Source organism: Actinomadura sp. 9N215, from assembly GCF_044326345.1.
Classification (GTDB): domain Bacteria; phylum Actinomycetota; class Actinomycetes; order Streptosporangiales; family Streptosporangiaceae; genus Spirillospora.
In genome coordinates this window covers 76724-91400 of record NZ_JBIRBA010000030.1, presented here as the reverse complement: position 1 = coordinate 91400, position 14677 = coordinate 76724, and the positions used below count along the sequence as shown (strand labels likewise).

The window sequence follows — 14677 nt, the reverse complement described above, 5'->3', positions numbered from 1 at the left end:
CGGCTGCTCTCCGTTTCTCCCCGAATGGTCGGTCAGAGGAGTTGATCACAGATGGTGGCGGCGTGTGCGCCGATCCGCCTCGTAACGGGCACGGGCCTCCCGGGTGGACTCCAGCGCCGCCACCTCCGCGACCGGGACGTCCCACCATGCCGCACCGCCAGGGGGGCCTGCCAAGGGGTTCGTCTCAATGTGGATAACCGTCGTCCGCGCGGCCTTCCGCGCCTGGTGGAGGGCTTTTCGCAGATCATCGAGGCCGGCGGCGCGGACGACGTCCGCGCCGAGGCTGGCGGCGTTCGCGGCGAGGTCGACCGGGAGCGGGTCGCCGTCGAGCCCGGTGGCGGTGCGGGCGCGGTGGCGGGTGCCGAACCGCTGCGCGCCGACCGACTCCGACAGGTTCCCGATCGAGGCGAACCCGTGGTTCTGGACGAGGACGACGATCAGCTTGACCCCCTCGCCGACGGCCGTGGCCAGCTCCTGCGCCATCATCAGGTACGAGCCGTCCCCGACCAGGACGAACACCTCGCGGTCCGGCGCGGCCATCTTCACGCCGAGCCCGCCCGCGATCTCGTAGCCCATGCAGGAGTAGCCGTACTCGACGTGGTAGCCCTTCGGGTCGCGGGCCCGCCACAGCTTGTGCAGGTCGCCGGGCATGGAACCGGCCGCGCAGACCACCACGTCCCGTGGCCCGGCCTCGGCGTTGACGGCGCCGATCACCTCGGACTGGGTGAGCAGTTCCCCGTCCTGGGCGGCGATGGCACCGTCGACCTTGGTGTTCCATTCGGCCATGAGGGTTCGGGCTTCGTCGCGGTAGGCGCCGGTCACGGTGTAGCCGTCGAGGGCCGCGTTGAGGCCCCTGATGCCTTCCCTGGCGTCGGCGACGACGGCGATACCGCCGAGCTTGACCGCGTCCGGACGAGCGACGTTGAGGTTCACGAACCGTACGTCCGGGTTGGCGAACAGGCTGTGGGACGCGGTCGTGAAGTCGCTGTAGCGGGTCCCGATGCCGAGAACCAAGTCCGCAGTGCGGGCGAGTGCGTTCGCGGCCGTCGTGCCGGTCGCGCCTATGGCGCCGACAGAGCGTTCGTGGTCCCAGGGCAGGGTGCCTTTGCCCGCTTGTGTCTCGGCCACTGGAACGCCGGTGCGTTCGGCGAACGCACGCAACTCGTCGGTGGCGTGGGAGTAGATGACGCCGCCGCCCGCCACGATCAGCGGACGCTCAGCAGCTTGCAGAACGGCGGACGCCTCCTCCAACGCGGCAGGCTCCGGCAGCGGACGCGGTACGCGCCACACCCGCCGGGCGAAAAGTTCCTCGGGCCAGTCGTACGCCTCCGCCTGGACGTCCTGTGGCAGGGCAAGGGTGACCGCGCCGGTCTCGGCGGGGTCGGTGAGCACCCGCATCGCCGCCAGCAACGCGCTGGGCAACTGCTCTGGACGATTGATGCGGTCCCAGTACTTCGACACCGGTTTGAAGCAGTCGTTGACCGACACGTCGTATGAGCGGGCGTCCTCCAGCTCTTGCAAGACCGGGTTGGCCACGCGGGTGGCGAAGATGTCCCCGGGCAAGAGCAGCACAGGAAGCCGGTTGATGGTGGCCAGAGCCGCACCGGTCACCATGTTGGTGGCGCCAGGCCCGATGGAGGTCGTGCAGGCGAAGGTGGCCATCCGGTCGTTCATCCGGGCGAATCCAGAAGCGATGTGCACCATCGCCTGTTCGTTGCGCGCCATGTAGTACGGGAGGCCGTCGGCGTATTCCAGCAGGGCCTGCCCGATGCCCGCGACGTTGCCGTGCCCGAAGATGCCGAAGCAACCCGCGAAGAACCGCCGCTCGGAACCGTCCCGTTCGCTGTACTGCGCCGCCAGGAACCGGACGACCGCCTGCCCGACCGTGAGCCTCATGACCGTCCCTCCGCCGACGTCAGCGGCAACCGCGCGTCGACCGGCTGTCCCGCCCAGGTGTCGCGGATCCACGCGTGCGCGGGGTCGTCGCAGATACGCCAGGCCCGCTCCGCCGCCGGGCCCGCCATCACGTTCAGGTAGTACAGGTCGTGCCCGGGCGCGGCCATCGACGGGCCGTGCCAGCCATGCGGAATCAGCACCGCGTCACCGCTGCGCACCTCCGCGAGAACGTCGATCGGCCGTCCCGGCGATCCGTACACCCGCTGGTAGGCCATCCCCGACTCGCCGGAGACCTCGAAGTAGTAGATCTCCTCCAGGACGGCCTCGTCCGGCGTCTCCTCGTCGTGCTTGTGCGGCGGGAACGACGACCAGCAGCCGCCCGGTGTCAGCACCTCGCACGCGATCAGCTTCTCCGCGAACGGGAAACCCTCGGGCGTGCCGAAGTTGTTCACCTGCCGGCTGGCCGCGCCCGCGCCACGCAGTTCCACAGGGACGTCCTCGGCGGGGCCGTAGCGCGGTTCCAGTCGCGCCTCACACCGGGCCCCGGCCAGGGCGAACCGTCCCCGTCCCTGCACGCGGACTTGCGCGTCACGCGGCACGTAGGCGAAATCGCTGACGCGGCTGAAGACGCCGTCGCGCCCGGCCACCTCGAACCGTTCCCCGTCGCATTCCACCGTGCACGACCCGGCAAGCGGCAGCACGATCGTCTCGAACTCACCGGTCTCGAACGCGTGGGAGCCGCCGTCCGGCAGCTCCAGCACACGCAGCGCCGAATGCGCCCAGCCTGCCGACTCCGGCGTCACGACCAGCGCGTACGACCCCTCACCGGCGGTACCGGCGGGCAGGTGGTACTTCATCACGCGCCCTCCAGGAGTTCCTCGACTTCGCCCTGCGTGGGCATCGCGGCGGAGCAGGCGATGCGGGACGCGACGAGCGCCCCCGCCGCGCCCGCGAACTCGATGACCCTTCGCAGGTCCCATCCGGACAGGAGGCCGTGGCAGACCGCGCCGCCGAACGCGTCTCCCGCGCCGAGCCCGTTGACGACGTCGACCTTGACCGGCGGCACCTCCACCAGCTCGGTGGACGTAGCGGCGAGCACGCCGTCCGGCCCCAGCTTCACGATGGCGAGTTCCGGGCCGCTTTCGAGGATCGCGCGGGCGGCGGCGCGCGGCTCCCGCTCCCCCACCGCGACCGCGCACTCCTCCAGGTTTCCGACGGCGACCGATGCGCGTTCCAGAGCGAGCCCTGCCCAGTGCGGTGTTTCGCTTGGGTCGTCCCAGAGCATCGGACGGTAGTCGAGGTCGATGACGGTCCGCCCAGGGTGCTCGGCTAGCGCGGTCAGTGTCGCCTCGCGGCTGGGCTCCTGCGACAGGCCAGTGACGGTGGCCCACACGATACGGGCCTCCCGGATCGCCGCAAGGTCCAGCTCATGCGCGTGGATCTCCAGGTCGGGGGCCTTCGGATAACGGTAGAAGTACAGCGGGAAGTCGTCCGGCGGGAAGATCTCGCAGAAGGCGAGCGGTGTCGGCAACCCCGGGACGGCCGTGACGTACCTGTCGTCTACGCCGTAACCCTGGAGCGCCTTGTGGACGAACCGTCCGAACGGATCGTCGCCGGTACGGGTGATGACGGCGGCACGACGGCCGTACCGTGCCGCCGCCACGGCCACGTTGGTGGGACTCCCTCCGAGGTACTTCCCGAACGACTCGACGTCCTCCAGCGGCACGCCCACCTGGTCCGGGTAGACGTCGACGCTCACCCGTCCCATGGTGATGAGGTCGAAGGTCATCGGGCCGCTCCGGCGAGGAAGTCGAGACTCCTGCGGACGTCGTCGTACGGCCCGTCGCCCTCCACGGGCTCTTCGGTCAGGACGGTGTCCTGTTCCATCACGTACCAGCCTTCGTAACCGGCGTCGTCCAAGGCGCGGATGATGCCGGTGATGTCGATGTCGCCGTCCCCGAGCGGTCGGTACAGGCCGTCGCGCACCGCGTCCGTGTAGGCGACCTCGCCGTTGAGCACCCGCCGGGCAAGACCCACGTCCACGTCTTTCAGATGGACGTGCGCTACGCGCCGGCCCGCGAAACGTGCCAGCCACACCGGATCGGTGCCGCCGACGAGCAGATGCCCGGTGTCCAGGCACAGCGGGACGCTGCTGCCGTCCAGCACCCGCTCGACCTCCGCGCGCCGCTCCACGACCGTCCCGACGTGCGGATGCAGGGTGACCAGGCGGCCGCGCGCGGCGGCGCGGAACGTGATGGCGTCGAGGTTGGCGAGCAGGGTCGCCCACGCCTCCGCGTCCAGATCCGGACGCCCGTCGTAGCCGTCGAGCCCGGTGGCGGCGGCCAGCACCAGCACGCCGTCCATGGCGTCCAGGACCCGGTCGATCTCCGGCATCGGATCGGACGCCGGATCGTGCAGCACGACCGGGACGAACGCGCCCACGAGACCAAGCCCGTAGGACGCCAGCAGTTCGTCCCTGGCCTGCGCGGCGCCCGGCAGGAAACCGTCCGGCCCCAGTTCCGTGGCCGCGAGGCCGAGCTCGCGCATCTCGGCGAGCACCCGCGCGGGCTCCATCTGGTGGCCCCACCCAGGAACTTCACACACGCCCCAGGAGATCGGTGCGCCCGCTACCCTCATCGCCGCACCTCCCCGGTCCCGACGACCCGGTTCTCCCGCAGGGACAGCTCGCACGCCTCGGCCAGGTAGAACGCCTCCAGGGCTTCCTCGGGCGGACACGGGTTGCCGCGCCGTCCGGCCACCACGTCCACGAAGGCGCGCAGTTCGGCGTCGTAGGCGTCGGCGAAACGCTCCATGAACCCGCTGTAGGCGGCCCTGGGTTCCTCACCCCGTTCGGGCAGCGCGGTCGCGGGCGTACGCTCGTCCAAGCCCGCGACGATGCTGTCCTTGGACCCGAACAGTTCCAGCCGTGAGTCGTACCCGGCGGCGTTGTAGCGGGTGGCCGACACGACCCCGAGCGACCCGTCGTCCAAGACGAGCAGCGCCGAACCGGTGTCCACGTCGCCGCACTCTCGGAAGAAGTCGTCGCCCCGGTTGGCGCCCGCCGCCATCACCCGGACGACCTCGCGGCCGGTCACGAAGCGGATGAGGTCGAGGTCGTGGATGACGCAGTCGCGGAACAGCCCGCCGGACGCCGGGACGTACCCGGCGGGCGGCGGCGCGGGGTCGAAGCTGCACGAGCGGACGGTGTGCAGCCAGCCGAGCCGTCCGGACGCCAGCGCCTCGCGCGCCGCCGCGTTCCCGGCGTCGAACCGGCGCTGGAACCCGACCTGCACCGGGACCCCGGCGGTGGCCGCGGCCGCCATTGTTTGGAACGTTCCATCAAGATCCGACGCGAGCGGTTTCTCGCAGAACACCGGAATCCGCGCGGCCACCGCCCGCTCCACCAGGCCGGCGTGCGCGTCCGTGGCCGCCGCGACGACCAAGCCGTCCAGGCCGGCGGAGAACAGCTCCTCGACCTCGTCCAGCGCCGTGACGCGTGACTCCGGGGGCAGGCGGGCGGCGAGGTCGCGGGCCCGGCGCGGATCCGCGTCGGCGACGACCAGGGCGTCCACTTCGGGCAGTTCACACATGGCCACGGCGTGGCGCGCCCCGATGCGCCCCGCGCCGGCCAGTCCGATCCTCATCGATCCCCTCCCGGTCGGCGGTCAGGTGAGAGCACGAGTGTGCTGGAGCGTTCCAGCATCGTCAACGATCGAGGGTGAGACTTATCGGCAATGGAGGTGTCCGAAATCTCGGCGATTACTCCAGGCCGACACAGCGCGCCGCCCGCCGGTATGCCATGACCAAGCGCTAGTTTGCCTGGCATGCGGGTTTTCGTCAGCGGCGCCTCGGGGTTCGTCGGATCCCACACCGTCGGCGCGCTGCTGGCCGCCGGGCACCGTCCGCGCGCGCTCGTCCGCGATCCGCGATGGGCGACGAAGGTCCTGCGGACGATCGGCGTCGCCGCCGAGGACGTCGAACTCGTCCCCGGCGACATGCTGGACGCGCACGCGGTCTACGAGGCCCTCGACGGCGGCCCCCGCCAGCCCACGCTCGACACCCTCATGGAGGGTCTCGCCGCCGCGCTCGGCAAGGTGTGGCCACTTCCGGGCGGCGGCGTTTCGGTCATCGACATGCGCGACGTCGGCGAGGCGTTGGCACGTTCCGTCGAGGCCCGGCCGGGGCAGGCCCGCTGGGTTCTCGGCGGCCACTACCTGACGTGGCCGGAGTACGCGGACCTCTGCGACCGCCTCACGGGCGTGCGCTGCCGACGCGTCCGCGTCCCCAGCCGCCTGATGCGGCCACCTGAACCCCCGCCGGGCCGGACGGCTTGCACACCCCGGCGGGCTACGCCCCAAGGAGCGACCGATGCCGACCTTCGTCCAGCGCACGTTCGGACCGGTCTTCCAGCGAATCTCCGGCGCCGAATGGTTCTCCAAGGTGGGCCCGAAGGTCGTCCCACCCATCGACCGGACGCTGCACAGGCTCACCGGCGGCCATTTCCTGCTCGGCCAGCTACTCGTCCCGAGCCTGGTCCTGACGACGACCGGCGCCGTCAGCGGCCTCCCCCGCCGGACTCCGCTCGCATGCCTCCCCGACCCGGCCCCGGACGGCGGCTGGTACGTCGTCGGCTCCAACTTCGGCCGCGAGAAGCACCCCGCCTGGACGGGAAATCTCCTCAAGAATCCAGACGCCGAGGTCAGTTTCCAGGGACGCGCCATCCCGGTCACCGCCCACCTCCTGGACGACGAGGAACGCACCACGATCTGGCCCCGCCTCATCGCCGTGTGGCCCGTCTACGACCGCTATGTGGAACGCACGACGCGCCAATTGAGGGTCTTCCACCTCGCTCCGCGCTGACCCGCGTTCTCAGGAGCCGCGAAGCGTTCTGGAAAGACGGCGGCCCAAAAGGAGATATCCGATCACGACGCCGATGACGTTGAGGATGACGTCGTCGATGTCGAAGGCCCGCCCCACGACGAACGCGCCCTGGATCGTCTCGATGACCAGGGAGAGCACGGCGGTGAGAAGGGCCAGCCGAATGGGGCCGCGGAGGGTCGTCCAGACGATCGGGAGCAGCACGCCCAACGGCATGAGAAGCATCAGGTTGCCGCCCAGCTGGAGGACGGCGTCCTTGGTCGGACGGTCCAGATAGAAGCGGAGAGAGCGGCCGGGATCGGTGTTCCCGCCCGCCTGGCCGCGGTCCGCGACGGGCGTCAGAGTGAGCTTGAAGGCGAAATAGAAGAAGACGCCGAGACCGCCGAGCGCGACCGTCACGACGACGACGCGAAAGGCCACGACATACCAGGGCGCCTTTCGGCCCGGCGTTGCGCGCTGCCACATTTCTACGAACACCCGGCGCATGCTCCCCGCCGCGTCACCGAGCATGCGCGCCCGCGGATTACGGCAGGCCCGAATCCAGGATTGACGCCGAAACGCCCGCGCCGGGGGCTGCCCGGCACGGGCGTTCGGCAACGGCGGCCATCTGGCCGCGATCACCGGTCCGCGACGCGATCGTCAGGCGGCGATGGCGGTGGTGGCCGGTTCGAGAGCCAGGTCAAGAACCTCGCGGACGTCGCTGACGGTGAAGACCGTCAGGTTCTCCAGGACCTCGTCCGGGACGTCCTCAAGGTCCGGCTCGTTGCGCTTCGGCACGATCGCCGTGGTGATCCCGAGCCGGGACGCGGCCAGCAGCTTCTGCTTCAGGCCGCCGATCGGCAGCACCCGTCCCGTCAGCGACACCTCGCCGGTCATCGCCACGTCCGACCGGACCGGCCGTCCCGACAGCAGCGACGCCAGCGCGGTCGTCATCGTGATCCCGGCGCTCGGGCCGTCCTTCGGGATCGCGCCGGCGGGCACGTGGACGTGCACGCCGCGGTCCTTCAGGTCGCCGACCGGCAGCTCCAGCTCGGCGCCCCGCGACCGCAGGTAGCTGAGCGCGATCCGCGCCGACTCCTTCATGACGTCGCCGAGCTGCCCGGTGAGCGTGACGCCGGTGTCGCCGGTCTCCCTGTCTGCCAGCGACGCCTCGATGTAGAGGACGTCGCCGCCCGCGCCGGTCACCGCCAGGCCCGTCGCGACGCCGGGGACGCCTGTCCGCCGCTCGTTCCTGCTCAGCTCCACCTCCGGGGTGTACCGCGGCCGTCCCAGATAGTCCTTCAGGTCGCCCGCGCCGATCGAGACCGGCAGCTCCGCCTTCTCCAGGGCCACGTTCGCGGCGACCTTCCGCAGCACCCGCGCGATCGACCGGTCGAGCGACCGGACGCCCGCCTCCCGCGTGTACTCGGCCGCCAGCAGCCGCAGCGCGTCGTCACCGAAGTCCACCTCGGACGCCTCCAGACCCGCCTTGTCGAGCTGGCGCGGCAGCAGGTGGTCGCGGGCGATCGTGACCTTCTCGTGCTCGGTGTAGCCGTCCAGCTGGACGAGCTCCATCCGGTCGAGCAGCGGCCCGGGGATCGCCTCCACCACGTTGGCCGTGGCGAGGAACAGCACGTCGCTCAGGTCGAGCTCGACCTCCAGGTAGTGATCCCGGAACGTGTGGTTCTGCTCGGGGTCGAGAACCTCCAGCAGCGCCGCCGTCGGGTCGCCGCGGTAGTCGGCGCCGACCTTGTCGACCTCGTCCAGCAGGACGACCGGGTTCATCGAGCCGGCCTCGCGGATGGCGCGGACGATCCGTCCAGGCAGCGCGCCGACGTACGTACGGCGGTGACCGCGGATCTCGGCCTCGTCCCGGACGCCGCCCAGCGCGACCCGCACGAAATTGCGTCCCATGGCCCGCGCGACCGATTCGCCAAGCGACGTCTTACCGACGCCAGGGGGCCCGGTCAGCGCGAGCACCGCACCGCTCCTGCGTCCGCCCACGACGCCCAGGCCGCGCTCCTCACGCCGCTTACGCACGGCCAAGTACTCGACGATGCGCTCCTTGACGTCGTCTAGCCCGGCGTGGTCGGCGTCCAGGATCTCCCTGGCGCCGGTGATGTCGTAGGCGTCCTCGGTACGGTCGTTCCAGGGGATGTCGAGGACGGTGTCCAGCCATGTACGGATCCAGCCGCCCTCCGGCGAGGCGTCGGACGACCGCTCCAGCTTGTCGACCTCCTTCAGCGCCGCCTCGCGCACCTTCTCGGGCAGGTTCGCGGCCTCGATCCGGGCGCGGTAGTCGTCCTCCTCGTCGGCGGGGTCGCCGTTCAGCTCGGCCAGCTCCTTGCGGATGGCCTCCTGCTGCTGCCGCAGCAGGAACTCCCGCTGCGTCTTCTCCATGCCCTCCTGGACGTCCTTGCGGATCGTCTCCGCCACGTCCAGCTCGGCGAGGTGGTCGCGCGCCCACCCGATGACCAGGGTGAGCCGCTCCACGACGTCCGGGGTCTCCAGGACCTCGATCTTCTGCTCGTCCGACAGGTAGGGCGCGTATCCGGCGTTGTCCGCCAGGGTGGACGGGTCGTCGATCTGCTGGACGATGTCCACGACCTGCCAGGCGCCGCGCTTCTGCAGGATCGCGCTGACCAGGCTCTTGTACTCCTTGGCCAGCTCCTGCGCGCGTCCGCCGGACACCGGCGGCGTCTCGATCAGGGTGCCCTCGACCCACAGCGCGGCGCCGGGACCGGTCGTCCCGGTGCCGATCCGCACGCGCTGCACGCCGCGGACGACCGCGCCCGGCTCCCCGCCGGGCAGCCGCCCCTCCTGCTCGATCACGCCGAGGGTGCCGACACCGGCGTACTGCCCGTTCAGCCGGGGCACCAGCAGCACCCGCGGCTTGCTCGCCGACCGGACGCCCGGCCCCTTGGACTGCGCCGCGGCCCGCGCCGCCTCCACGGCGGCGCGCACCTCGGTGCTCTCGGACAGATCCAGCGGCACCACCATGCCGGGCAGAACGGCCCCGTCGTCCAGGGGCAGCACCGGCAGCGTCAGGGTCTCGCTCATGCTCAGCTCCAAGTCCGTCTAGAGGACCCAACCGTAAGTTGAGTCATCCACACTCAAGAAAACGGAGCAGCTTTTTGTTTCCTCAGCAACGTTCGCTCTCAGCGATCAAACCCCGAGTCCTCGCGGGCGGCTGGGAGGCTGCAGGACGTCTTCGCCGGCGGTCGACGGTGAACCGCTTCCCGAACTCGAACCGTTCGGTCTGCTCGACGCTTCCCTCCGAAGTGCTCGCAGCGGCAAAGGAGTGGGAGCGCCATGTCGTTGAGGTGGTGACTGGGCTGCCCGCCGGCGCCGGGCCCGGCACGCTGTCCCCCGCCGAATACGTAAACGCACACCGCGCCAGTGGTACCTAGACGCCGGTGGATGAGCCTGGGCAGACGAACCAGCCCTGAACGATCAGCGTCATAAACCGCATGGCCGAGCCCAGAATAAACACGGGAGGCAACCACTCGGCCGGGCCGCGCCGGACATCAGGCCAGAGCCGGAAGCTTGGGCGCCCTTTCGTGAAGTTGTGGGCGGCGAGCACCCTGTCTGGATTGGGTGACGGCACCACCCAGATCGCCGCGGCCCTGCTGGCCGCCTCCCTCACCCGCGACCCCGTCCAGATTGCCGGGCTCATGATCGCCCATCAGCTTCCCCTGATGCTGTTCGCGCTGCCCGGCGGAGCGCTGGTCGACCGGCTGGACCGCCGTCGCGTCATGATCGCCGCCTGCCTGGTCCGCGCGGCCGCTCTGGGCCTCCTCGCCGCGGCGACCGCTGCCGGGCACGCCTCACTGCCACTGCTCTACGCGACCTTCTTCACGGTCGGCTGCGTCGGCCTGCTGTTCGAGAACGCGTCCATAGCGCTGCTGCCCTTCATCATCGACACCACCCAACTGGAACGCGCAAACGGCAGGCTCCAGGCAGCAACCGTGCTCAGCCAGCAACTCCTCGCCAAACCGCTCGGCGGAGTGCTGTTCGCCATGGCGGCATGGGCGCCCTTCACACTCGACACCCTCGCCCTACTGGCCGCCGCGATCCTGATCAGCGCGCTGCCCACAAGAGCCCCACACCGGTCGCTCAGCGCCTCGACCAGCCCATCGCACACGACCTTCCACGGCGCGATCCGCCAAGGCCTTGGCTGGCTGGCACACCACAGGCTCCTGCGCACCATGTCAGTCACCGTCGGGTTATCCAACCTGGGCTTGGGCGCGGTGTTCTCCATTGCCGTCCTCATCGCCCGCGAACGGCTCGGCGTCGGCCCGGTCGGTTACGGATTCCTCCTCACCGCCGGCGCCGTGGGAGGAGTCATCGGAGGCCTGACCGCCGGTCGAATCATCGCCCTGCTCGGCACCGGCACCACACTGCGCACCGGTCTGATCATCGAGATGCTGGTCCACCTCGGGCTGGCCCTGACCCACAGCGCGATCGTCGCGGGTGGGCTGTTCGCGCTCCTCAGCCTCCACCTGATCGTCTTCTCCACCATCGGAGCCTCACTGCGCCAGCAGATCGTCCCCGCCCGCCTGCTTGGACGCGTCCACAGCGCCTACCGACTGGTCACCAACAGCGGCATGTTCCTCGGCTCCGTCCTCGGCGGCGTCCTCGCACACCACTTCGGCCTGACCGCCCCTTTCTGGCTGGGACTCGCCTGCACCGCCACACTCACCGCATCCGCCTGGCGGACCCTGAGCAACCGCGCCGTCCAAACCGCCCGCGCCCACGCCCCCCAGACTCCCGACTGAACCCACCCACCGAAACGTGAGTCCGAACAAGATCGGCGCACGTCGGCGGCGGTCGGGCAGTGGATCGTGCTGGATTCCTGCTGCCCGCACACATCGTGGTCGATGATCGAGGGCCCCGGGGGCCGCGCCGGGCTCGCGAACGGCGACTGGATCGCCTGGGGTTGCGCCTTCAGCCCGACCGGTGATCCGCAGCTGCCATGGTTCCTCGGGGTCATGGCTCCTTCGGAGCCTTGAGAACTGCTCGGTCGACACCATCAACTAGCGGAAGTGCGGAACACAATCGGCGGCCTGGGCCTGGTGGGCTCCTGACCCCACGTGGCGCCTCCGTCGGCTGTTCTCGGCATCCGTGAAGCACTGCGCGGCGGTAGGTAGTGGAACTACCTACCGCCGCGTACCGCTATGGCCCCGATTGTGCTCGCCCGACGTGGGTCCGGTTTCGATTCGCGCAGCTGAGACGGGCCTTGGCAGACTATGTCCGACATCGGACAATGTACGTATTACGTGTAACCTATGCTGTATACCCTATGGCGTTGCCATCGCGTCCGAAGTGACGGAGGGAGCGGTCATGCGCTCGAGGTGCCGCCGTCACGCCTGGGCCGCACCCCCTCCGAACCCCCTCCGGTCAGGCCGCCGTGCCCGGAGCCCGCACCCCGGCCCGGCTCACCGATCCGTCGCCGTCCATGACCCCGCGGCCAGCGCCGACCGAATCGCCCTGCTGCCACAGCCGACCGAATCGCCCTGCTGGACATCGCCAGCGCCTAGAAACCCCCACCGGGAAGGTGATCATGTACCGCGCAGCTCGGAGACACTCCATCGTCGTCGCGGCCCTCGCCGCACCACTGCTCCTCGGCTCCGCCGCACAGGCGGCGGCGTCCCCAACGGACGGCCAGGTCCGCATCACCACGGCGCACGAGATCCCCGGTGACCGGGTCTACCCCGAGGGAATCACCGCCGACCCCCGCACCGGCGACATGTACGTCGGGTCGTTCGAGGGCGGCACGATCTACAAGCTCACGCCCGGGCAGCGCGTCGCCGAGCAGTTCCTGCCCCCGTTCGTGGACGGGCGCACGCAGGCCCTCGGCCTGGAGGTCGACCGGGCCGGACGGCTGTGGGTGACGGACCGCCTCACCGGCGTCGCGGTGTACGACATCGCCAGCCGTCGCCTGCTGGCCAGGTTCACCATTCCCGACACGGCGCCACGTCTGGTCAACGACATGGCCATCACGCCGGACGGCACCGCCTACATCACCGAAAGCCGGCGGTCCGTGGTCTACCGCATCACGCCCGAACAGCTCGCGAAGGCCCAGGAAGAAGGCGGCGAGGCGCCGCTCACGCCCACCTTCGACCTGTCCGAGGTCGTGGAGCCGCACGCGCCCAACACGATCACCCTCAACGGCATCGTCGCCGAGCCGTCCGGACGCTACCTGCTGACCGTGGACATGACCGGCGGCGACCTCTACCGCATCGCCCTGCCCTCCGGGAAGGTCGACAAGGTGGCCCTGGACGGAGGGGACGTCGTCACGGGCGACGGCATGGAACTGCGAAACGGCACGCTGTGGGTGGCCCACCCCATCACGGGCGCCAACGCGATCAGCCGGTGGCGCATCGGCTCGGACGGCCGGTCGGCCCGGCTGACCCGGCGGGTCGTCGATCCGGCGCTGCGGACCCCGACGACCCTGCTGCGCAAGCACGGCAAGCTGTACGTGGTCGGCTCCCAGTTCGACAAGGGCGGCCCCACGGGACCGGGCACCCCGGAACTCCCCTTCACCATCGTCTCCGTGCGCGGCATGTGAGCTTACGGCTCGCCCGCGCGACCCACGACAGGGTCCGTGACACCCAGCAGACGCCGGCCGTCGCTGGGTGTCACGGCGTTTCGGGCCGACGAACAAGGCGGTGGCGGCGGAGGCGGGAGGGGCGGCCGAGAGGATCGCGGGCAATGCGAAGGCAAAGTCCCGTTCTTGATCACGATTCTTTGCGCCGGGCCCGGTTTACGTCCGCATGACGCGAGGGTACCTACCGCAACGAGACAGTGACAATGAGTGAACGAAAGATCATGGGGGCGGTAAAGCCCCTGGTGGTAATGCGGGAGGGGGCCCGGATGCAGCGTACGGAGCGTGAGACCGGCCCCGGCCGCCTCCCGCGCGGCCCGGTCCGTACGGCCGAGGGCGTCCACGACGCGACCCGCCGCGGCAGGCACCGTCCCCCCACGGGTGCCGCGGCGGGGACGCGCGGCGGCACACCTCGGGTTCTCGGCCGTACCGGACCCGCCGGGCCGCCCGCACCCCGACCCCTGGCCTCCGGCCAGTTCCGGACCCCGGTGCCGCACGCCCCTTGGGCGCCGGCGTCCCCCAAGAGCCGGGTCGGCGGCATCCTCCAGCCGTGCCGCCGGCCCGGCCTCAAGCATCCGGTCGCCGCGACGGCGCCCTCCACCGCTCGCCGGACGGTCCACCGCCCGGCCCCACGAGGAAGGGAGGTGGGAATAGGTCCTGAGAACGAACCGGTGTCACGCCGGTGAACCCCAGGCGGCCGGAACTCCGTCCGACCCCCGTCCCGGCCGCCTGCGCAGCAAGGCAAGGGATCGCTGCGGAGCCGGGCCCGTGGAGGCGCACCGCCCCCGGGCCCGGCTCACAGTTTCTTGCGCCAGACCTGCCCGCTGACCACGCCCCCGAAGCATTCCACCGGCGCCTCTTCCTCCTCCAGGACGAACCCGGCCCGCTCGTAGATGCGGTGCGCCGGACGTTGGAGGGCCGTCGTCCACAGCATCATCCCGGTGTATCCGGCCCCCGCGGCGAAGCGGACGCACTCGTCGACCAGCCTGGCCCCGACGCCCAGGCCGCGGGCCTCGGGCTCGACGTGCAGCAGCCGGAGCTGCGCGACGTCGTCGTCGCGGCGGACGCAGAACACGCCGCCCACCCGGACGCCGCCGGATTCGGCGATCCAGGCGTTCTCCCGCTCCGGGTCGTGGTCCTGGACGTAGTCGGCGACGACCCTGGCGACCAGCGCCTCGTACGTGCGGTCCCAGCCGCATTCGACGTCGTAGAGGGAGGGAGCCGTTGCGCTCCACCACCCAGCCGAGGTCGCCGGGACGCAGGGGACGCAGGACGACGTCGCCGTCCGCGCGGCGCGGCCGGTCGCCGAGCACACCC

General features: G+C 70.7%; 11 protein-coding genes and 1 pseudogene. 4 read left to right on the top strand and 8 right to left on the bottom strand.

The window, feature by feature from the left end:
- Positions 1 to 45: 45 nt before the first annotated feature.
- The 5 genes from iolD to ACH34T_RS36435 are packed head-to-tail and all read right to left on the bottom strand — an operon-like array spanning position 46 to position 5540.
- Entirely contained in the window at positions 46 to 1896 is a 1851-nt protein-coding gene (gene iolD, locus ACH34T_RS36455) for a 3D-(3,5/4)-trihydroxycyclohexane-1,2-dione acylhydrolase (decyclizing) (protein WP_396025534.1), read from the bottom strand.
- Positions 1893 to 2753 (bottom strand): 5-deoxy-glucuronate isomerase, encoded by an 861-nt coding sequence (gene iolB, locus ACH34T_RS36450; RefSeq protein WP_396025556.1) that lies wholly within the window; start codon positions 2751 to 2753, stop codon positions 1893 to 1895. Before iolB ends, iolD begins: the two co-directional genes overlap by 4 nt.
- Positions 2753 to 3685: a 5-dehydro-2-deoxygluconokinase gene (gene iolC / locus ACH34T_RS36445; RefSeq protein ID WP_396025533.1), complete on the bottom strand. Its 933-nt coding sequence runs from the start codon at positions 3683 to 3685 to the stop codon at positions 2753 to 2755. The genes iolB and iolC overlap by 1 nt, the downstream gene beginning before the upstream one ends.
- Entirely contained in the window at positions 3682 to 4470 is a 789-nt protein-coding gene (locus ACH34T_RS36440) for a TIM barrel protein (RefSeq protein WP_396025532.1), read from the bottom strand. The genes iolC and ACH34T_RS36440 overlap by 4 nt, the downstream gene beginning before the upstream one ends.
- A 59-nt stretch (positions 4471 to 4529) precedes the next feature.
- Positions 4530 to 5540, bottom strand: a complete 1011-nt coding sequence (locus ACH34T_RS36435) for a Gfo/Idh/MocA family oxidoreductase (RefSeq protein WP_396025531.1) — start codon at positions 5538 to 5540, stop codon at positions 4530 to 4532.
- Positions 5541 to 5720: 180 nt separating this feature from the next.
- Between ACH34T_RS36435 and ACH34T_RS36430 the strand changes: the two are divergent.
- Together ACH34T_RS36430 and ACH34T_RS36425 are read left to right on the top strand one after the other, a co-directional pair.
- Positions 5721 to 5870, top strand: a pseudogene (locus ACH34T_RS36430) (NmrA family NAD(P)-binding protein); the annotation flags it as partial.
- A 394-nt stretch (positions 5871 to 6264) separates the two neighbouring features.
- Positions 6265 to 6756: a nitroreductase family deazaflavin-dependent oxidoreductase gene (locus ACH34T_RS36425; protein ID WP_396025530.1), complete on the top strand. Its 492-nt coding sequence runs from the start codon at positions 6265 to 6267 to the stop codon at positions 6754 to 6756.
- Between the two features lie 9 nt (positions 6757 to 6765).
- Here the strand turns inward: ACH34T_RS36425 and ACH34T_RS36420 are convergent, their stop codons facing one another.
- Positions 6766 to 7194, bottom strand: a complete 429-nt coding sequence (locus ACH34T_RS36420) for a VanZ family protein (RefSeq protein WP_396025529.1) — start codon at positions 7192 to 7194, stop codon at positions 6766 to 6768.
- Positions 7195 to 7413: 219 nt separating this feature from the next.
- Complete coding sequence (lon, locus tag ACH34T_RS36415; protein ID WP_396025528.1) at positions 7414 to 9813, bottom strand: endopeptidase La; 2400 nt, start codon at positions 9811 to 9813, stop codon at positions 7414 to 7416.
- A gap of 410 nt (positions 9814 to 10223) precedes the next feature.
- Here lon and ACH34T_RS36410 point away from each other — a divergent pair, with 410 nt between their 5' ends.
- Both ACH34T_RS36410 and ACH34T_RS36405 read left to right on the top strand, forming a co-directional pair.
- Positions 10224 to 11531: an MFS transporter gene (locus ACH34T_RS36410; RefSeq protein WP_396025527.1), complete on the top strand. Its 1308-nt coding sequence runs from the start codon at positions 10224 to 10226 to the stop codon at positions 11529 to 11531.
- Between the two features lie 785 nt (positions 11532 to 12316).
- Positions 12317 to 13324, top strand: a complete 1008-nt coding sequence (locus ACH34T_RS36405; protein ID WP_396025526.1) for an SMP-30/gluconolactonase/LRE family protein — start codon at positions 12317 to 12319, stop codon at positions 13322 to 13324.
- Between the two features lie 832 nt (positions 13325 to 14156).
- Here ACH34T_RS36405 and ACH34T_RS36400 read toward each other — a convergent pair.
- Positions 14157 to 14675, bottom strand: a complete 519-nt coding sequence (locus ACH34T_RS36400; RefSeq protein WP_396025525.1) for a GNAT family N-acetyltransferase — start codon at positions 14673 to 14675, stop codon at positions 14157 to 14159.
- Between the last annotated feature and the right edge of the window lie 2 nt (positions 14676 to 14677).